The 17,693-nt window shown below is 40.7% G+C and carries 19 protein-coding genes; 6 read left to right on the top strand and 13 right to left on the bottom strand.

Annotated elements, in window-relative coordinates; all coding sequences use genetic code 11:
• Window positions 1–2 precede the first annotated feature (2 nt).
• Window positions 3–395, bottom strand: a complete 393-nt coding sequence (locus tag P0G38_RS08855) for a hypothetical protein (protein ID WP_016609349.1) — start codon at window positions 393–395, stop codon at window positions 3–5.
• Window positions 396–557: 162 nt separating this feature from the next.
• On the opposite strand from P0G38_RS08855, the gene P0G38_RS08850 reads away from it, so the two are divergent.
• Window positions 558–1,820 (top strand): glycosyltransferase, encoded by a 1,263-nt coding sequence (locus P0G38_RS08850; protein ID WP_275855186.1) that lies wholly within the window; start codon window positions 558–560, stop codon window positions 1,818–1,820.
• 16 nt (window positions 1,821–1,836) lie between these two features.
• On the opposite strand, the gene P0G38_RS08845 is transcribed toward P0G38_RS08850, so the two are convergent.
• A complete protein-coding gene (locus P0G38_RS08845) occupies window positions 1,837–2,322 on the bottom strand; it encodes an AmiS/UreI family transporter (RefSeq protein WP_275855184.1) in 486 nt (161 codons plus the stop codon).
• A 340-nt stretch (window positions 2,323–2,662) separates the two neighbouring features.
• Here P0G38_RS08845 and P0G38_RS08840 point away from each other — a divergent pair, with 340 nt between their 5' ends.
• Window positions 2,663–2,941, top strand: a complete 279-nt coding sequence (locus P0G38_RS08840) for a LexA family protein (protein WP_275855181.1) — start codon at window positions 2,663–2,665, stop codon at window positions 2,939–2,941.
• Window positions 2,942–2,975: 34 nt separating this feature from the next.
• On the opposite strand, the gene P0G38_RS08835 is transcribed toward P0G38_RS08840, so the two are convergent.
• The gene (locus P0G38_RS08835) at window positions 2,976–3,962 is read right to left on the bottom strand and encodes a DNA/RNA non-specific endonuclease (protein ID WP_275855179.1); all 987 of its coding nucleotides are present in this window, start codon (window positions 3,960–3,962) and stop codon (window positions 2,976–2,978) included.
• Between the two features lie 409 nt (window positions 3,963–4,371).
• Here P0G38_RS08835 and mgtE point away from each other — a divergent pair, with 409 nt between their 5' ends.
• From mgtE to P0G38_RS08820, 3 genes are all read left to right on the top strand, one after another.
• The gene (gene mgtE / locus P0G38_RS08830; protein ID WP_015509692.1) at window positions 4,372–5,736 is read left to right on the top strand and encodes a magnesium transporter; all 1,365 of its coding nucleotides are present in this window, start codon (window positions 4,372–4,374) and stop codon (window positions 5,734–5,736) included.
• A 152-nt stretch (window positions 5,737–5,888) separates the two neighbouring features.
• A complete protein-coding gene (gene rsgA / locus P0G38_RS08825; protein WP_128489699.1) occupies window positions 5,889–6,830 on the top strand; it encodes a ribosome small subunit-dependent GTPase A in 942 nt (313 codons plus the stop codon).
• 116 nt (window positions 6,831–6,946) lie between these two features.
• On the top strand, window positions 6,947–8,383 hold the full coding sequence (locus P0G38_RS08820; RefSeq protein ID WP_275854126.1) for an IS1182 family transposase: 1,437 nt from the start codon (window positions 6,947–6,949) through the stop codon (window positions 8,381–8,383).
• Window positions 8,384–8,711: 328 nt separating this feature from the next.
• On the opposite strand, the gene P0G38_RS08815 is transcribed toward P0G38_RS08820, so the two are convergent.
• From P0G38_RS08815 to P0G38_RS08800, 4 genes are all read right to left on the bottom strand, one after another.
• Entirely contained in the window at window positions 8,712–9,065 is a 354-nt protein-coding gene (locus P0G38_RS08815; protein ID WP_016609342.1) for a DUF2200 domain-containing protein, read from the bottom strand.
• Between the two features lie 95 nt (window positions 9,066–9,160).
• The gene (locus P0G38_RS08810) at window positions 9,161–9,448 is read right to left on the bottom strand and encodes a hypothetical protein (RefSeq protein WP_005226077.1); all 288 of its coding nucleotides are present in this window, start codon (window positions 9,446–9,448) and stop codon (window positions 9,161–9,163) included.
• Window positions 9,445–9,723 carry a hypothetical protein gene (locus P0G38_RS08805; protein WP_275855174.1) on the bottom strand — a complete coding sequence of 93 codons (279 nt, stop codon included), beginning with the start codon at window positions 9,721–9,723 and terminating at the stop codon, window positions 9,445–9,447. The genes P0G38_RS08810 and P0G38_RS08805 overlap by 4 nt, the downstream gene beginning before the upstream one ends.
• A gap of 36 nt (window positions 9,724–9,759) precedes the next feature.
• Window positions 9,760–10,128, bottom strand: coding sequence for a hypothetical protein (locus P0G38_RS08800; protein WP_196044282.1), 369 nt, complete (start codon window positions 10,126–10,128; stop codon window positions 9,760–9,762).
• A 213-nt stretch (window positions 10,129–10,341) separates the two neighbouring features.
• Between P0G38_RS08800 and P0G38_RS08795 the strand changes: the two genes are divergently transcribed.
• Window positions 10,342–10,728 (top strand): hypothetical protein, encoded by a 387-nt coding sequence (locus P0G38_RS08795; RefSeq protein ID WP_275855171.1) that lies wholly within the window; start codon window positions 10,342–10,344, stop codon window positions 10,726–10,728.
• A 158-nt stretch (window positions 10,729–10,886) separates the two neighbouring features.
• Here the strand turns inward: P0G38_RS08795 and P0G38_RS08790 are convergent, their stop codons facing one another.
• From P0G38_RS08790 to P0G38_RS08765, 6 genes are all read right to left on the bottom strand, one after another.
• Window positions 10,887–11,297: a hypothetical protein gene (locus tag P0G38_RS08790; RefSeq protein ID WP_015509699.1), complete on the bottom strand. Its 411-nt coding sequence runs from the start codon at window positions 11,295–11,297 to the stop codon at window positions 10,887–10,889.
• A gap of 1,455 nt (window positions 11,298–12,752) precedes the next feature.
• Window positions 12,753–12,905, bottom strand: coding sequence for a hypothetical protein (locus tag P0G38_RS08785; RefSeq protein WP_010748347.1), 153 nt, complete (start codon window positions 12,903–12,905; stop codon window positions 12,753–12,755).
• Window positions 12,906–13,025: 120 nt separating this feature from the next.
• Entirely contained in the window at window positions 13,026–13,874 is an 849-nt protein-coding gene (locus tag P0G38_RS08780) for a sce7725 family protein (protein ID WP_275855168.1), read from the bottom strand.
• 15 nt (window positions 13,875–13,889) lie between these two features.
• Complete coding sequence (locus P0G38_RS08775) at window positions 13,890–14,558, bottom strand: hypothetical protein (RefSeq protein WP_086338209.1); 669 nt, start codon at window positions 14,556–14,558, stop codon at window positions 13,890–13,892.
• An 87-nt stretch (window positions 14,559–14,645) separates the two neighbouring features.
• Window positions 14,646–15,284 (bottom strand): hypothetical protein, encoded by a 639-nt coding sequence (locus tag P0G38_RS08770; RefSeq protein WP_275855166.1) that lies wholly within the window; start codon window positions 15,282–15,284, stop codon window positions 14,646–14,648.
• Window positions 15,285–15,422: 138 nt separating this feature from the next.
• On the bottom strand, window positions 15,423–17,690 hold the full coding sequence (locus tag P0G38_RS08765; RefSeq protein WP_275855164.1) for an AAA family ATPase: 2,268 nt from the start codon (window positions 17,688–17,690) through the stop codon (window positions 15,423–15,425).
• Window positions 17,691–17,693: the final 3 nt, after the last annotated feature.

Below are 17,693 nucleotides of genomic sequence, written 5' to 3'. Positions count from 1 at the left end.
TGTTAACGAGGTTCATGTTCTTTGGCCAGAAGATCTGTTGCCAAGCGCTGGGCCAAATATTCCCAAAGAATGCCGCCAAAAAAAGCGCCTATCATATAAAGAATGACTGCTTGCAGCTCCAATGGATTATTTGCTAGCCAGAAAGAAAATAGCGAGCCGATGATGAATAGGTAGCTGCCAAAAAGCACTTGCCGCCACGAGCGTTTTTTTACAAGCTTGCTAATGAGAAAGGTTGAAAGGATCATCAAGAGAATTTGGATGAATGCCAGCGAAGGCAAAAGTGCAAAGTCAGAAACAACCATTTCCCAAAATTGTTGAATCAAGAAAAAGAAAGCAAAGAGAATGAGCCCGCTTGATAATGTACTAAGCCGCAAGGAAGATATTTTTTTTCGCATTGGTTTACTCCTTGAAAGGTTTTCTTTATTATAGCAAATTTTTAATTAAATAATGTAAAAAGATGAACGAGAAGATCTGCAAAAAAACTTCTCCTACATGTGCCTACTTTTAGTATACTTGAAAGAAACGAGTGGATGGACTCGATACATAAGGAGGATTTCATGCCAACGATTCTTTTTGCGCCTGCGGTATTCAACTTGGCTGAAACGACAAGGATGATCGAAGTCGCTAAACAAATGCAAGGAAATCACCACTGCGAGTTCTTTGGTTTTTCAAAAACCTTTGCTTCACTTATCACTGAAAGTGGCTTTACGTACCATTTGCTGACGCCGACTCTGACAGAAAAACAAGAGGAACAGATCATAAAATTAGATCAACTACGCTCAATCAAAAATCCCTTCACCAAAGAGATGGTTGCCGCGCGTATTCTGAGCGAACAAAAGCTGATCGATAAACTTGCTCCTCAGGTCATTGTAACTGGATCGAATGTCACGATCTTTCTATCAGCTCGCAGCAAACAGATTCCCTTAGTCTACGTAAAACCCTATGCGATGAGCGATCCCTTTTTTCGATCAGATAGCGCATTTATCCCTTCTAGTTTGCGTTTCTTCGGACCGCTAAGGAAACCACTTTGGTATTGGATAAGAAAACAATTGGTAAAATCCCGCTGGATGCCCCGAGCATTCAAACACGCTGCTCAAACAGAAAAACTTTTTATGCCTGAAACGAGCTTACGAATGATGGACGCTGATTTAAATCTCATCACCACTCCTGATTTATTTTTAACGAAAGAGCAGCTGCCAGAAAATTATCAAATCGTTGGGCCGATTTTTGCGAAGCTCGGGTCTTCTTTACCAGACGAAGTGTTGACTTTTATTCAACAAAAGCGGCGGGAAAGAAAACGAATCGTTTATTTTGCGATGGGCAGTTCGGGGAATCCGCGCATGGTGCGAAAAATCTTAGCTTTCTTGCGAAACCGTTCGGAACTAGCGATCATTGCTCCGGTTACACATCTACTCAAGGGGAAACACAACGACTCAGAGAATCTGTTCTTGACCGAATATCTGCCAAGTCATCTATTGCATGAGCATATCGATTTTTCTTTTATCCATGGTGGGGAAGGGACTGTTCAAACAGCTTGTGCATCTGGGAAGCCGTTTATCGGAATTGGGATGCACTATGAGCAAAGCTGCAATATTCAGTACTGCGTGGCGTATGGCAATGCAATCGCACTGACAAAACCTGTAACTGAGAAAAAGCTAGAATCTGCCCTAACTGAGGTTTGTTTACCGAAAATCCGACAACAAGCCTGCCAGCTAAAGAAGCATTTCCCAACAAATGGTCCTCAGAAAGCGATGCAGGAGATTGAACACTTTTTAGAAAAAAACAGTTTTCCTACTAAAAAAAAGAGCGATTATCATTGAGATAATCACTCTTTTTTTAATAGAGATCTAATAGCATCAGCAAGCCTGGGACCCACGTAGTGAAGATACCACAAGCGATCGCAAAATAATGAATCTTACGACCAAAGTTTACCTTCACGATCGTATCCAAAAAGCCGCAAAACCATAACGCTCCCCATGTTAACCAAATCAATGCAAAGAGGGGATCTTGCTCCCATTGCCAAGAGACCCAAGCAAAAGGTAAGGTATTGATGGCTACGAATAGTGCGAAAATCCCATAAATACGTAGATCTAAATCAAAAAGGTAAATGATCCCTACCAACAAATACGTGAAGGCAAAGAGAAAGCCAGTGCCTGCTTCATAATAAGCGCCTTGAAGCATATAGATTAGATTGATAATAAAAGATAACGTACCTGTAAAAAGATTGATCAAAGCAAGTGAGCGGTAGTCAATGTGAAGTAAGCTGCCCCAGCCGTTGATTATCAAAGTAATTCCTACAAAAAATAAACCGATCCCTAACATAAAATCCTCCTTTACTTAAATTTAGAATAACAAATTCTAAGAAAAAATAATAGCTCTATTTATTTTTAGGTCAATAAAAAGGAAAATAATTTTGAAATTTACTATTTTTTGCTGCTAAATTTGATAAAATCAATACCAAAGAGCGCTGCTAGCCGATGCTTTTCTCGTTAAGGGGAAAATTTCAGCGTATAAAAAGAACTTTTACTCGTTGGAAGAAGGGGAAAAGAGACAGATCAATAGATTTTCAGTGTATTGATCGGACAAAAAGCAGACGAGGCAGCAGTTTATCGGTTTTTACGAATTTGCAGCAGTGAAGACTGTTTTGCAGAAAGGAGGACTTATGCCTAGAAAAGATCGAATCTTAATTTTCATTGACGAATATATGCAAGCTCAAGGTTGCGCACCTACCATACGAGAAATCTGTGCCAATGAAGAAATAAAAACGACCTCTTTGGTTTATCGTCATTTGCTGCGTCTCGAAAAAAGAGGCCTAATTTACCGAGCTTATCGCTTTAAGTCACGTTCGGTTCGTTTTACAGACGAAGGGAAGGCCTATGTCAAAGCGTTGCGACAAGCACTTTTAGCAGACGAAAAACAAACGCATGGCAATGAAGCATAACTTAACACCAAAATAAAAAAGCCTCTAGGCTTTTTTATTTTGGTGCACGGTAGCCAGCAGCTTCCGCTTCAGCGATCGTTTTGAACCATTCTTTCGGATTCGTCGTATCATCATAGTATTTAGATCCTGGCAAATGATAGATGCCGCTTCTTGATCCTTTGATCAAACCATTTCCTTGTTGATCGACATATTCTTTCTGTTTCTCCTCTGTTTCACTGCTTTGAGAAGTGGCTGTTGTGGTGTTGCTTTCACTACTTGTAGCATTCTCCTGTTGCGTCATATCTTCGTTTGAAATCTCGCTGCTGCCATCCGCATAGTTGATCGTGACACCATCTTGGATGTTGAAGATATAATAGTTGAATTGGATCGTATCGTCGCCAATAGATTGGGCTTGCATCTGTACCCCACGGGCAACCAGCTCGTCATCACGATAGATTGGAGTGACAGAATAGCGAACATAATGGTTTTTGTCTTGTTTGAGATAGTAGTTGATATCCATTTCTAAGCGCAACATCTCTGGATTGTTCAATTGACTAGTTCCCGTGATCAAGTTCTTCCAGTTTGCATTTTCGCCAGCTAAAGCAAACCCAATCAAATGCGTTCGATTGTATAAATATTTCCCATTGGGGAGCTGTTTATTACGCCAGCCTGTCGGTTTCACACTAGAGATATCGCCACGTTTTTCCGTAGGCATCAAGGATTGATTCAACATTGCTTCAGCCGAAGTCGCTCGATTGAGGTGGTCAAGGTCGCCGTATGCTTCCCAGGCACCATTTTCAAGTGAAAGGTCGTCTTCTGAAAACTCAGGGATGTTCTGATTGACTTCAATTGTTTGGGTGCCTTGGTAGGTTAGCTGTGCCAATTCGTCTGCGCGAATATCTTTAGCAGAAGGGGTGCTTACCTCTGATTGTTGCGTTTCCTGCTTTGGAAATAGGTCATTGTTTTGTAGGAAACCAAAGCCAACTGCTGCGAGTGCGAGAAGCGCAGTGACCGATCCAATCAAATTTTTTTTCTTTGCCATCTCTTTATTGCCTCTCTTTTCATTGATATAGGTTTAGAATAAACGGTGAGTAAAAAAATCACAACTAGTTTATCATACCATTTGCGGGGGATGTTTTACAGCGTCTGCTAGCTTCTTTTGCCTTTTGTTCTTGACGAACTTCAGTCAATTTTCTTTACAAGCGACGTCCTTTAAAAGATTTTTTTTGTCTGCGAGTGATATTTTTCATATTTTAAAAAAACTATGTGATATAATGAATAAAGTTGCTGCTCTATCCCTTTGATGCTTGTTTTAATAACAGTCATCTCCAGCTGCGGAACAAATTTTCAGCTGTCTAGCAGACAACGTTCAAACGAAAGAAAACTGGACAATTTTCTGAACGATTGCCTTTCTTTCTTTGACCAAAATTATAGGAGAAGGAGTGTATCCCATGAACCAGCAAGAAACCATCTTACATTATTTAAATAAGAAAGACTCTGAAAAGTTAAAAGAACTCGTATCAGGAATGGAAGAGCTGCCGCTATTACAATTATTCAGCAACTTATCCGCGGATGAAAAAGTGATCGTTTTCCGACTGTTACCGAAAGACAAAGCCCTTATCCTGTTTGAAGATTTGACACCAGCTACCCAACAACACTTATTACGCTCTTTCACCGATGAACGAGCAACCGAATTTGTGAATGAGATGGCGCCAGATGTTCGTGTACGGCTTCTGGATGAGTTGCCAGCGACCGTGACACAAAAACTTTTACAATCGTTGGCGCCTGATGAACGAGCTGCAACAAACCTCTTACTAGGGTATGAAGCCGAAACTGCGGGTCGTTTGATGACACCGGAATTCATCACATTGAAAAAAGATATGACGGTCAATCAAGCGTTAGAAAAAGTGCGAATGCAAGCCAAAGAAAAAGAAACGATCTATACGCTTTATGTTACTGATCAAACGAAAACGTTAGAAGGTGTTTTGTCGCTGAAAGATCTCTTAATGGCGCAAGGGGATCAACGCATCAGTGAGATCATGTCCCAAAAAGTTATTTATGTGACCACTGACACCGACCAAGAAGAAGCAGCCCGTTTGCTAAATGAACTAGATATCATTGCGCTGCCAGTCGTAGACAAGGAATCAAGAATCGTTGGGATCATCACTGTCGATGACGCGATCGATGTCATCGAGTTGGAAACAACGGAAGACATGTTTAATGCCGCTGGTTTGGTCGATGTCGCCTCCAACGAAGCAGACCGTAGTAATGTTTTGATCAATGGCAGCCTGTGGCAAATCTGGAAAGTCCGCTTGCCATTCTTAGTGATCACTTTAGTTGCTGGACTTTTAGCTGGGGTCGTCATTGATGAATTTGAACAAACGTTAGAGTCGGTGGCAGCCGTTGCGATTTTTATTCCTTTGATCATGGATATGGGTGGAAACGTTGGTACACAATCCTCTACTGTATTTGTTCGGGGGATGTCGTTAGGGCATATTGATCTTTCAACCTTCACCAGACATTTCTTTAAAGAAGTTTGGATCGGTTTGAGTCTAGGCTTGATCGTCGGGATCATCTCTGGAACCGCTGCTTCACTTTGGCAAGGGATCCCGATGTTAGGGGTCGCTGTTGGGATTTCCTTAGTTTTTGCTATGACCTTAGCCGCAGCACTTGGCTTTTTAGTCCCGTTTGTACTTATTAAACTAAACATCGACCAAGCAGCCGGTTCGGCACCGATCATCACCTCGATCAAAGATATTGCTGGCTTGTTTATCTACTTCGTTTCAGTAAATGTTCTTTTGGGTCATTTGCTTTAGCATACTGTCCGTTCCAGTGGTATAATAAAGCGACATCACATGATGAGCACAACATAGAAAGGGGAAATGTCCTATGACAAATCAAATGAAGCAACATCAACCCGGAGGTTTCTCTTTTTAAGTGCGGCCTCCTAATTAACTGGAGGGAAATCATGGAAAAACAAGGAATCGTAGTCTTTCAGGCTAAGGATATCGCAAAAGTCCGCCTGACCACAGGAGAAGAATGCTTAGCAACTGTTTCAGGAAAATTTCGTCAACAGGCACGAGTGCCAAAGGATTATCCTATTGTTGGTGATTTTGTCCAAGGGCAGGTGTATGATCAAGATCATTTCTTGATTGATGCTTTGCTCCCACGAAAGAGTTTTTTACAACGAAAAGTAGCTGGAAATCGGACGGATGAACAAGGGATCGCTGCGAACATCGACACGGTTTTTATTGCAACCAGCGCCAATGAAGAATTCAATTTCGCTCGGTTAGAGCGCTTTGTCACGATCGCTTGGGACAGTGGCGCTAACCCAGTGATTCTCTTGACCAAAGCCGATCAAGTCACAGCTGATGAAAAAGCAGAGCTGCTGCAAGCATTAAACGATGCTTTTGGTGTGAAAGCATTCGCTACTTCTATTTATGAACCGAACGAATTGCTGACAGAAGCCTACTTTTCAGACGGAAAAATCAGTGCATTTATCGGTTCGTCAGGCGTTGGGAAGTCCAGCTTATTAAATCAGCTCATGGAGCAAGCCGTTCAAAAAACCAATGACATACGAGAGGATAGTCGAGGACGACACACGACGACGAGTCGCCAGTTGTTCACACTGCCCTCTGGCGCAATGATCATCGATACTCCTGGCATGCGGGAAGTTGGCATCAGTACCGTTCGGTCAGCTTCGATCGAGCAATCCTTTGAAGCGATCAGTCAATATGCTGAAGGTTGTTTCTTCAGAGACTGTCAGCATGAAACAGAACCGAAATGTGCGGTAAAAGCAGCTATTGCTGCCGGTGAGCTTTCAGAAGCAGCCTTCGCTCGCTATCGCAAAATGGAAAAAGAGTTGGCGTATTTGAAACGAAAAGAACAGATCAAAGAAATGAAAAAGTAATAGTTAGCACTCCTTTCTATAAGAGGAGTGCTCAGACTGTAGACAAAGTACTAGTTTTTAGTGCTTTGTCTTTTTTTATCCGTTAAAATAAGAGTATCAATTGGAGGTGTATCCAGATGCTCTCAAAACAAGATATGAGTAAACGCGCACAAATCGGTTTCTTTTCTCTTGAAGACTTGGTCCCACAGGACCATTTATTTCGGCAAATAGATCAATGTATTGATTTCTCCTTTATTTATGAATTGGTTAAAGAGAAATACGATGAAATCCAAGGACGTCCTAGCTTGGATCCTATTCTTCTAATTAAATTACCAATGATTCAATATCTATTTGGTATTAAAAGTATGAGACAAACAATAAAAGAAATAGAAGTGAATATCGCTTATCGCTGGTTTTTAGGTTTGAGTTTAGAAGATCCTGTTCCTCATTTTTCAACATTTGGTAAAAACTATACGCGACGGTTCAAAGGAACAGATCTCTTTGAAAAAATTTTTTATGAAATTCTAGAACAATGTATCGCTGAAGGTATCGTAGATACTTCCGAAGTATTTATTGATAGTACGCATATTAAAGCACATGCGAATCGTAACAAAAAAGAATCTGTCGAAGTAATGGAACAAGCTGTTTTTTATACAGATAAGCTGACAAAAGAAATCACCAAGAATCGAGAAAAACATTTAAAAAAGCCCTTAAAAGAAACAAACGCAGAAAGTAAAACTTCCTTGAAAAAAAGAAGTACGACTGATCCTGAAAGTGGTTGGTTTCATAAAGGTGAACACAAAGAAGTTTTTGCCTATAGCTCACAAGTGGCGTGTGATAAACATGGATGGATATTAGGTTATACTACACACCCAGGGAACTTTCATGACAGTCGTACGTTTGTTTCTTTATTTAACAAGCTCAAAGGAGCTTTTCCCCTAGAAAAATTAATTATGGATGCTGGGTATAAGACACCAGCAATTGCACATTTACTACTCGAACATAAATTGACCCCAATTTTCCCATACAAACGTCCTATGACTAAAAAAGGCTATTTCAAGAAACATGAATATGTTTATGACGATTACTATAATTGTTATATCTGTCCCAATAATAAAATACTCTCTTATGCCACTACCAATCGCAAAGGATATATCGAATACAAAAGCAATCCAAAGGATTGTAAAAATTGTCCTTTCTTGTCTAAGTGTACCAACTCAAAAAATCATACCAAAGTAATCACTAGACACATTTGGGCTGAAGCTATAGAGACCTGTGAAGAGATACGCCATCAAAGTTGGTTCAAAGAACTTTATAAAAAGAGAAAAGAAACCATTGAACGAATTTTTGGGACAGCAAAAGAATTTCATGGGTTACGTTATACCAATCAAATAGGAATTGAAAAAATGCACATGAAAATTGGGCTTACTTTTGCGTGTCTTAATATGAAAAAGCTGGCAAAAATAAAAAGGATCAGAGCGCAAAAGAGACGTTTTCCTAAAGGAAAACTGCCTAATCTATCGATTATCCATAGAATATTACATAGAAAAAAGACAAACCTCATGTTTGTATAAGGTTTGTCTACAGTCTGAGCACTCCTTTCTATAAGAGGAGTGCTTTTTTGTACGTGCCAAGAGAGTCTTGTTGAGTAAAGAAGAGGAGAGCCGCAGCCAACGTTCTTGTGTTTTCACGAAAAGGTGGCCAATTCCAAAGGGCACTACATGCTAAGTGGTTGAACTAAACTAAGATCGCCTGCCTGGTTACAAGCTGTCGTCAAGAAAAGCAGGATAAAAAAACACAGTGGGGTGTTGTCCCACTGTGTTTTGAGCAATGATTTGCCCCTGCCAAGGTATTTCTAGTATAAAGCGTTGATTCTTAAATAGCAACTCGAAAAAAAACGCCTCATTCAGCAGAGCGCAGAATTTTCGTCATGGCTTTTCCTTTCGCCAATTCATCGATCAGTTTATCTAGGTAACGAATTTCTTGAACTATTGGCTCTTCGATCTCTTCTACCCGAATCCCGCAAATCACACCAGTAATCTGTTTTCGTGCAGGATTGAGCTGAGGGGCTTGCTTAAAAAAGCGTTCAAAAGAAACATCATCATCCATCTGTTGGAGTGTTTCTTGGTCATACCCAGTCAGCCAGGTAATAATCTGATCTACTTCTTCTTTTGTCCGATTTTTCCGTTCTGCTTTGGCAATATACAGAGGATAGACTTTCGCAAAACTCATTTGGGTAATCTTTTGATTTTTCATGATAAACTCCTTTAGTCTTTACACAAAGTATACTTCATTTTTGTCTTTTTGCCGAGATTTTCAACGTTTGTTGTGTGCCAAAATAGGCGAGGGGACTAAAGGATGATTTTTTCTTCTTGTTCACGAAACCCCAATACCTTTTGTCGTGACTCGCCATCCCAATAGAGCAAGTCCAAATTCTTATGCAGCATTAGCTGTGTATATAATTCTTTCAGAGTCAGAGCAGGCTTTTTGGGTTCGAAAAATAAAATCAATTGGTTATGACTATCTTGTGCGATCGTCGTAAAAGGAATCAGGTTTTCTTTGTAAGTTAAATAAATTCCTTGGTAATCTGCTGCACTCGACGACGTTGTCAGTGCTGTCAAGAGGTCTCTTGCTCTCATAGCGAACCCGCCTTTACTGTTTTTTGTCGATAGGTATCGATATCCAACATGATTTTTATTTTGCCGTACACCGTATACTTTTGCACCACGAATTGGTGGCGCTTATTCCAATAGCCACCCACAGTTAGAAACATGCCCTCATCAACATCCCCTAAAAAATTCAAACTGTGCTTCGCAATCAAACAGTTGGTGGTGCCTAGTGTAAAGCGGACCAAAGGGGAGGGGGCAAAGGAGACGATCCTTATTTTTGAGACAGCGCCTTTTTGTGTTTGCATCAGGTATTCCTCCTTTAGTAAGTAGTAAAAAGCGGATCATTCGTTGAGATCAAACCATTTTTTCTCTTCATAAAAAGCAACATGACGAATCTCATCATAATGGATTTTTTCTGTGGTTTCTCTCGTCAAATAAATGCCCAATGTGTCGTATCCGCTGATTTTTCCGACAATATCTGGGGGATAGCCGCCTTCTTCATTGACTTCTTCTCGTTGGATCGCCACAGTTACGTTCTTTTTCATCGCTTCGAATAAGCATTGATTGATTTCTTCCGTTGTGAGTGACGGCTTAGGCGGACAATCAAACGTGCGTGTCGGCTCTTCTTCAATTTCAGTTGTATGCTCAGATAAAAAGAATCCTTGCCACTTTAGCTTTTTCCGATCTTCATATGGTTGCAGCATACCCATAGCAATCACCTCTTATCTATATAATACAAACATACGTTCTCTTTTGTAAAGCGAACAGATTTTTAAATTTCTGATTCTTCTATGAAACATCTAAAAAGTGCATCAAACAAGGGGATAGTGGCGGGTATCGTTTTTTTATACTATATATGTTATAATTTATTCTGAAGGAATCATGAACGTTTTAGAAAATAGCTGGCGAAAAAGGAGAATAGTATGTCTGGATTAATCGTGGTCCTGCATACGATCTACTTTGCAAGTAGGAAAGATAAAGAACAGTGGCTTTTTGATCGCAAACGATTGACTATTCTGGCGCTTATGTTTGTGATCGTCGGCATAAGTTGGGGCTTAAATGACAAAATAATGAAGGATCCTCTGAACCAAAATATTAGAAGTGATTTACTGTTTAATTATTCGTTCCCCTTATTGATATGTATGCTAGGTCTATTTATCAAAGAAATACCACGGTGGGGACGGATCGTGACTTTGTCATTTGGCTTTATGATTTTCGGGTATTTAGCCATGCACTATTTGATAGGGTTTCACAACCCGTATTGGGAAAATCTACAGCTAAGTCCATTGTATTGGCTACCAAGTGACTAGCCATACGAAAGTATCACCAATGGAAACGAAAAAAAGCACTCCCTTTATTGAGTGCTTTTTTCGGCTAAATCACTGCAGCAAGATGTTTCTTTTCCCAAAAAATGGGTTGAACCTAAGTAGCGAAGGGATCATATAAGGAGAAGTCACGACTGTTTGAATCAAACCGATTGATTCTTGACTAAACCGTGTCTTTTGATCATTGCCAAAGTAAAATATGCGACGAGCGTTCCTGCAATCCCAAAAAGTAAATCGATTCGATCAGGGGTGTTCATAAAGCCCAAGACAGTCTCGCTCAATAGATTGGCAATGAGTAAGAGCAGGGTCAATAGCGTGACGGCTTTAAATGGCGCACCTACGAGAAGCCAAAAGTACCCCAGTAAGCCAATAATCAAACTAATCGAAAAATTGGAGATATGAAGATAAAAGTCAGGATACATCGAAGTAAAGAAAGAAATGTCCAAGTACTTTGATAAGTAGAGGAAGAGGGCTGTGAACACGAAAAGCAAGTAGAGGAGTGACGCCCAGATTTTTGGTAAAAAGACTAGCTTTAATTGCTTCTTCTTTTTCATTTTTATTCTCCTTTTAGAATTGTCAGCTTATACGGATGGAATTGCTTTTATCGGGTGTTAATTACACAAATGGAAAAAACAAGCTGCAAACCAGGCAAATCAGTAGTCTGCAACTCATTAATGGTAAAATGAGTTGAGGTGATAAAATGACAATAATAAACAATCAGCGATTATGGTTAGGTATAGGGATAGAAATTATTTTGCTCATATCATTCAGCATGATTATGTATTTCATCCTGACGAGTGGCAATTTGAAGCAAAACCCGTTCAACAGTCGACGAAAAGGAAAAATAAGCTTATGGATAGCTGCTGGTTTGATTTTACTTGCCATGGTTCTAGTATTCCAAGGAATGATCAACGGCGCTTTATTCAGACTTTTTTAGCAAAATATGGACGTTTATGGCGACCTATGAACATTACAATTATATTAAATAACGAAATACCCTAAGTCATCTACATGATTTTAGGGTTCTTTTTAATCGAATCATGTAGTAGATATTTGTTGGCATTTGCAACGTTTAAGTACTTGTGTCAGAATTTTAAAACGGATTGGCTATATATGAATAAAGTTCTAGGTAAAAGCTCAAAGATTTTCAAAATGATTATAGCATACAATCAAACCGATTGGTTCGTGAATCAAGGCTGATAGCTTGAATCTGTATTTGCTGAGATAAAAAAGACGAATCCGCAAGTAACTTGCTACCAGAAAGTTATCAAACTGTTGATCAGCAAATCAAAAAAGAATCTGAAGAAACTTGTAAAAAAAGAAATCTGAGTTTTAGTTGAATTTTAAGTGAATTAGTGACAATTTCCTGATAAAAGTCATTCGGAGGGAGGTAAAATGATGCAAAATTGACTTGAACTGTCTAAAATATCACGAACTCTTTTTCGAATACAACTTTGTATAATATATATTATGTAAACTAAAATATAAAATTTTTCGAACACCGTATTTAGCGGATAATTTTACGGCTCTCCTCCCTCTTATTTAGGATTATTTCCTTCAAATTCACCTAATTGGCAGCATAATCCAAAAAAATGGTCATTTGAGCGATAGTTTTAGATTTTGTTTGTTCTACAACTGATAAGAAAATCAACTGGCAAATTGTATCTGTACCTTTATCTGTATTTGATTTTGTTGATTCTTGAATCTTTGAATTCAAGCTTTGGTTTGCAGCTGCTGGCCAAACTCAATGAATCAGTCAAGTATCGTTGTTCACGATCTTATCAGTAATGATTCGCACTTAACCCAGCAAATTTGTGCTAACTAATAGCCTAATGGGAATCTTGATCACAGGCAAACCAGCAACGATAAACAAGAAACGTTTCGTTGCGTTCAGTTTTCACCTAAACGGATCAGATTCCCATAGCGAGTCCTAATCAAGGGTGCACAGTCATCTAAGTACAAGTTTCGTTTTGTTGCTGCCAATAAAGCAATGACAGCTACGGAAAGTTTCAAACTATGTAATACAGGATCGCCGAAAAGACAATGATCAAAATGACCAAGACAACGATTAGTTGATTTAAACGTCGAATAAGCAGGTTTTTCTTGTTTTTTTCAAATTCTTTTCCTTCATTTCGATAATATTCTCTATCTTTTGTTCCCACGAGCGCCAACTCCTTTTCCCTGATTTTATCACTATCCTGAAAACAATGGGTGCAATCAAGGTGTTTTGTACAATAAATGGCAGTATTTTGTTAGAGCCTACAATCGTATGCGTATAGCGACTAAATAAGACGACTGACGAGTTCCAAGTGATTCATAACGGCAGCTTTCCGAATAACGCCCATACCTGGAAACGCCCCTTGCTGATAGGCAACAACTAATAGCTGCAGCCCAGCTGTTTGCGTAGGATACTCTTCCTCATGCTGTAACAAAGCTTCCATGACTTCGAAAAACTTTTCTTTCTGACTTGGTAATTCTTCCTCAGAAAATAAGTGAACGATTCGCAAGTCTTGCTCTGCTGTTGGATAGATCCAATGCAAAACCAACCGTTTTGAGGGATAACTGTGCTCATAATAAATTTTGCTATCGACAGAAAAATCACTAAATCCCGCATAGCCCAATTTATGATAAAGATGATGGGTTTTTGAAAATCCTTCGTCTGGACATTCTGTATAAAAACTATTTTTAGGTAAACGGGTAAACGGATCTTCCATCAGTAGTTTCGGGCCGTTGATTTTATTTAACAAACGAAACTCTTTGCTTACCAGTACCGGCAGTGTATTTTCCCGCCAATCACTAGCGAGTGCTTGGTCCGCTTGATGAATGATCCAAAGATCAGGCTTTTCTTCCACTGTCTCAATGGGGCGATCTACGATCATTGCTTTAGGGGCAGTAACATTTTGCAACTCTGCTAACCCCTCTGCCGTCAGAAAAGCCCCCGCCTGTGGATTGCGAACCAGATAAAAAGGATGCTGCTTCCTTTGAAACAGGTCAATGGTCGTCCAAAACGTTTTTGATTGCTTGACTGGTTCAATGATCGGCTGGATCGCGTCTGACAAACAATCTTGTTCCAACAGTGCTTTCAACGCCAATAAATCAAATTGTTTTCCACGAATATACGGGAAGTACATCTTCTTCTCTCCTTCTTACTCGCCTGATAAAAAACGTTTTTCCAGCGCTTCATAGGCTGATCTCGTAGCGGCCAATTCTTCTTTCAAGGCTTCGATCGCTTGCAGCTGAGTATCTTCAATAAATCGATCATAGTAATTGACTCCACCACCGAACAAGTCATACTCAGGCTGACGTTTCTTCAGTTCTTGGTACAAACGTTCTGTTGAAAATACCCGCAATCCTCGAGCAGTCTGTTTTGCTTTGCCGACTTCTCGCGCTTGTGCCGAAATCAACCGAAACAATAAGGCATTTTCTGGAACCTGCAGCTCTTGCCGTTGGGGCTTCTTTTCGACACTGAAATACCCTTTGCTGCCCGTTTCTTTTTCAAGAAATGCATGATAGACCAGAACACCAATTGTAGGTCCAATCTGATCTTTGACTTTTTCATACAATGCCTTAGGTAAGACAAAATAATTATAATTCCCAATAAAGGATAGTTTTGCTTTTGAGCGAAAATCTGCCAAACTAACTTTGAGTTCGTAGCAACGCCATTCAAAGGTATTTTCAGTCGTCAAGCGACAACTCAAAGTATCCACGATGCCGTGATCATCTGGCATGACTACCTCTTCTACCACAATATCACTGTTTTCCCGACAATAATAATAAAGTGCCTCTTCCATTTCTAAAGTTAAGGATGTCTTCACAAATTCACGACCTTTGTCTTGTTTCACCTATTATAAAACATATGTTCGCATTTTGGAAGAGGGAAATAAAAGCAGCCTATCATCCCCTCACCCATTCGGGCATCCGTTAACGAGAATCTCTTCAACCGTCCTCTTTGTACCGCGGAATCGTAACAAAAAAAGCAACAAGAGCACACCAAGTTGAGCGATTAATAGACCTTTAAAGGGAAATTCGAAAGTAAAGCCTGTGGGAAGATGAAAGAAATGGAAGAAATCCTGCAGTGCTTTTTGACTAAGCCACAAACCGCTGACAAGCCCTATCAAACTAATAGCAGTGCTTTGAATGCCTACAAAGAAAAGCTCTTCAAAGGTGACCAACAACGGAGACTGTCCTAACAACAACCGAATACTCAGAGATTGCTGCTCCTCCCCCATCAAATGAAAACGATACATGTGATTGCAGTGCCATAAAAAGGCGGCGATCAAGCCTACAGTTAGAACGCCTAGTACGAAGCGTAGCAACTGCAAAAAGAAAAGCCAACTGGCATACGTGAGATCCATCTGATTCTCATTGCTATTTGTTTCATATTGTAGCCATTGATGAAAAAACACTAGCCAATGCTCTGCAAAGATGGCGATGATCAGTAGAAGAATCGCCAATACACCACTCATCAGCAAACTGCGCCTACGAAGAGCCGCGTGCCAGCCGAATTGGCAAGGATAGTAGAAGTACCGCCATTTGTTCATGATATCTCTCCTTTTGGCGTCTATTTTACAGAACTTTCCAAATTTAGACAAATATCATCTTGTTTACATAATATAATTATGATCAAAAAAAAGAGTGCGGCATGCAGTCCACACTCTTTTCCCTTTCGCTATCGACGTTTACAGATACCTTGTCAGTAGCTGCAACAAACGCTGCGGAAATTCTGTTAGATTAGAAAGATCAATAAAGCGTTCTTCCCCATAAATCGCTTTGATCACCTCTTTGTCTTGCCCAATAGCAGCTGCAAGAAACAGCACCCCTTGTCGTTCATAGTCAGCGATCACCTGCTGAATATCTTCTTTGGCTTTTACCCCTGTATAATCAGGAAGAGCTTTTGGCTGGCCATCACTGATATTCAAGAGTAATTTAGTGGTTGCCAGCTGATGAGCAAGCTTTTCAGCTAGCACACGCAAGACAGCTCCATCACGGTTATTTTGCCGAGGCTTCATTGTCATGAGTTTCTCTGGCACAAATTCAAAGCCTTCATTAAATTCTTTGTATGCAAAAAGCGAGGTTTTTTCACGAGCGGTCACGTCTGCTGTATCGCCATAGATCATCAATGGCAAAGACAAACGTTCGGCAAAAGCATTCACCGCTAAGACCGCCTGTTGGGCATACAATATCCGATCTTCTCGAATCATCGAACCAGATTCATCGATGCGCAAAGCAAGAGCTAAGGAAGGCTGTTCGTGAGGTGGATTCTTCTTGTCAAAGGTCCGAAAATCCTGATACGCAACCTTGCTGGCATCAAAGCGTGTACCGCTGTACTTACCTTTACTGTATGCCGAAGCTTGTTCGTTTTCCAATACTTCTTGGGTTTGCTTGATCAATGACTCTACGATCGGCAGCAACGGCTGCAAACGCTGTTGGGCTTCAGTCGCTTTTTCTAAATCGACGGGTGGTCGATGAACGATCAGCCCTTCTTTGGCATGGATCGATTCTTTCAATGCTTGTCGTGCTGCCTTTGATGCCGTGGTTTTCTTTTCTTTCTCCTGGGCTTCATACGCTTCTATGGACAAAGAATGAGAAGCAGGAGCTGCCTCTTGTGTCTCACTCCCAGCTTTTGCTTGGCCATCATGACTATTGCGTTCTAGTTCTTCTGAAAACGTCGCCTCAGTTGCTGCGCTTTTCGCTTCTTGTTTGTCAGAATCACTGGTTTCCATCGTTTCCGCCTCAGTTTCTTGATTGGCGGTCTCAAGGACTTGCTCATTTTTTAGGATGGGCGTGCCTTCTTCCACTACATTGCGTTGGTCAGCCTCTTCGCTGCTGACTCTGCGTCCTTTGATTTGTTCTTTAAAGGCATTTAGCGGTTGTCCAGAAAACAAAAGCCGCAATTGCGCCAATAACCCGGAAGCTTCTAGCGCCTGTTGTAACAGAGAAAGTTCATTTGGATCGGTAGTGATTTTGTAGAGCACTTTGCTATCAATTGCTGTAAAAGGATCTTGTCCTTGTTTAACTGCATTTAACCAATAAAAATAGGAACGCATGCCCGCCACCCCTTTGATGGCGTTGGCTTTGGCGGTCACGTCCAGTAAGCGTATGATTTCAGCCATTTTCTCTGCAGTCGTTTTGTCCGGATAATTGGTTTTGGCAATGCCTCGCTGCACCATGACTGCTAGCTCAGGTAAATCCATTTTTTCAGCATGCTGCATCCGATCTCGCAAGGATTCGTTCAAGGGGCGGTTGCCTTGGTAATTCCGATTCGTTGTGATGATCACCACACAGTCAGGGTGTCGTCGAACAAAGCCAGTCGGGATATTTAGCATCCCGTTTTGTTCAAGGGCCGAGTTTAGTGCCACTAGTACCGAAGCATCACGAATGACCGTTGGCTCTTGAATCTCAAGCAAATAGCCTTTTTCCAGCGCCCGTACGATTTCGGAGGGATAAAATTTGTATTGAATCGTCGGTTGCTGATCACTGGTTTCAATCCGTTCGATCAGTTCCGCAAATTTCGCCCGTGCCCGCTCACGAGTCAAGGAAAAATGCCGCTGGATCAATGCTAAGACATCTTCAAAACAATCACTTTGATAAATCGCATCCAGCAAGTCCTTGTCCTCTTCTTGGTCGGTGTTGATCACTGGCAATAAAGCACCAAACACATCTGACTTATCCATATCCGCAAAGCAGGTGATTTTGGTGTAGGGCAGTTGCAGGTCGGCAGAAAGTGCCTTTGCCAGCTGGGTCTTACCCGACCCAGCATCGCCTTCCAGCAACACATTGAAGATCTTCATCTCTGGATCCGCCCAATTCAACGCGATCTCTGAAGCAATTCGTAGTTCTTCAGCACTGGTCTGATGACTTTGTGGTTTTTTCCAAATCATGGTTTGTTCTAATTTGCTAAAAGCGCGTCCTTTCGTTACGACAAAAGACGGTTGATTTTGTGTCATGGC

The sequence above is a fragment of the Enterococcus casseliflavus genome (assembly GCF_029215545.1).
In the GTDB taxonomy this organism is placed as follows: Bacteria; Bacillota; Bacilli; order Lactobacillales; family Enterococcaceae; genus Enterococcus_D; species Enterococcus_D casseliflavus.
Note: the sequence above shows the minus strand (reverse complement) of the source record. Positions and strands in the feature narration are given on the sequence as shown.

Coding starts and splice junctions, on each gene's coding strand:
- P0G38_RS08855 (WP_016609349.1), bottom strand. CDS start 395: ATGCGAAAAAAAATATCTTCCTTGCGGCTTAGTACATTATCAAGCGGG.
- P0G38_RS08850 (WP_275855186.1), top strand. CDS start 558: ATGCCAACGATTCTTTTTGCGCCTGCGGTATTCAACTTGGCTGAAACG.
- P0G38_RS08845 (WP_275855184.1), bottom strand. CDS start 2,322: ATGTTAGGGATCGGTTTATTTTTTGTAGGAATTACTTTGATAATCAAC.
- P0G38_RS08840 (WP_275855181.1), top strand. CDS start 2,663: ATGCCTAGAAAAGATCGAATCTTAATTTTCATTGACGAATATATGCAA.
- P0G38_RS08835 (WP_275855179.1), bottom strand. CDS start 3,962: ATGGCAAAGAAAAAAAATTTGATTGGATCGGTCACTGCGCTTCTCGCA.
- mgtE (WP_015509692.1), top strand. CDS start 4,372: ATGAACCAGCAAGAAACCATCTTACATTATTTAAATAAGAAAGACTCT.
- rsgA (WP_128489699.1), top strand. CDS start 5,889: ATGGAAAAACAAGGAATCGTAGTCTTTCAGGCTAAGGATATCGCAAAA.
- P0G38_RS08820 (WP_275854126.1), top strand. CDS start 6,947: ATGCTCTCAAAACAAGATATGAGTAAACGCGCACAAATCGGTTTCTTT.
- P0G38_RS08815 (WP_016609342.1), bottom strand. CDS start 9,065: ATGAAAAATCAAAAGATTACCCAAATGAGTTTTGCGAAAGTCTATCCT.
- P0G38_RS08810 (WP_005226077.1), bottom strand. CDS start 9,448: ATGAGAGCAAGAGACCTCTTGACAGCACTGACAACGTCGTCGAGTGCA.
- P0G38_RS08805 (WP_275855174.1), bottom strand. CDS start 9,723: ATGCAAACACAAAAAGGCGCTGTCTCAAAAATAAGGATCGTCTCCTTT.
- P0G38_RS08800 (WP_196044282.1), bottom strand. CDS start 10,128: ATGGGTATGCTGCAACCATATGAAGATCGGAAAAAGCTAAAGTGGCAA.
- P0G38_RS08795 (WP_275855171.1), top strand. CDS start 10,342: ATGTCTGGATTAATCGTGGTCCTGCATACGATCTACTTTGCAAGTAGG.
- P0G38_RS08790 (WP_015509699.1), bottom strand. CDS start 11,297: ATGAAAAAGAAGAAGCAATTAAAGCTAGTCTTTTTACCAAAAATCTGG.
- P0G38_RS08780 (WP_275855168.1), bottom strand. CDS start 13,874: ATGTACTTCCCGTATATTCGTGGAAAACAATTTGATTTATTGGCGTTG.
- P0G38_RS08770 (WP_275855166.1), bottom strand. CDS start 15,284: ATGAACAAATGGCGGTACTTCTACTATCCTTGCCAATTCGGCTGGCAC.
- P0G38_RS08765 (WP_275855164.1), bottom strand. CDS start 17,690: ATGACACAAAATCAACCGTCTTTTGTCGTAACGAAAGGACGCGCTTTT.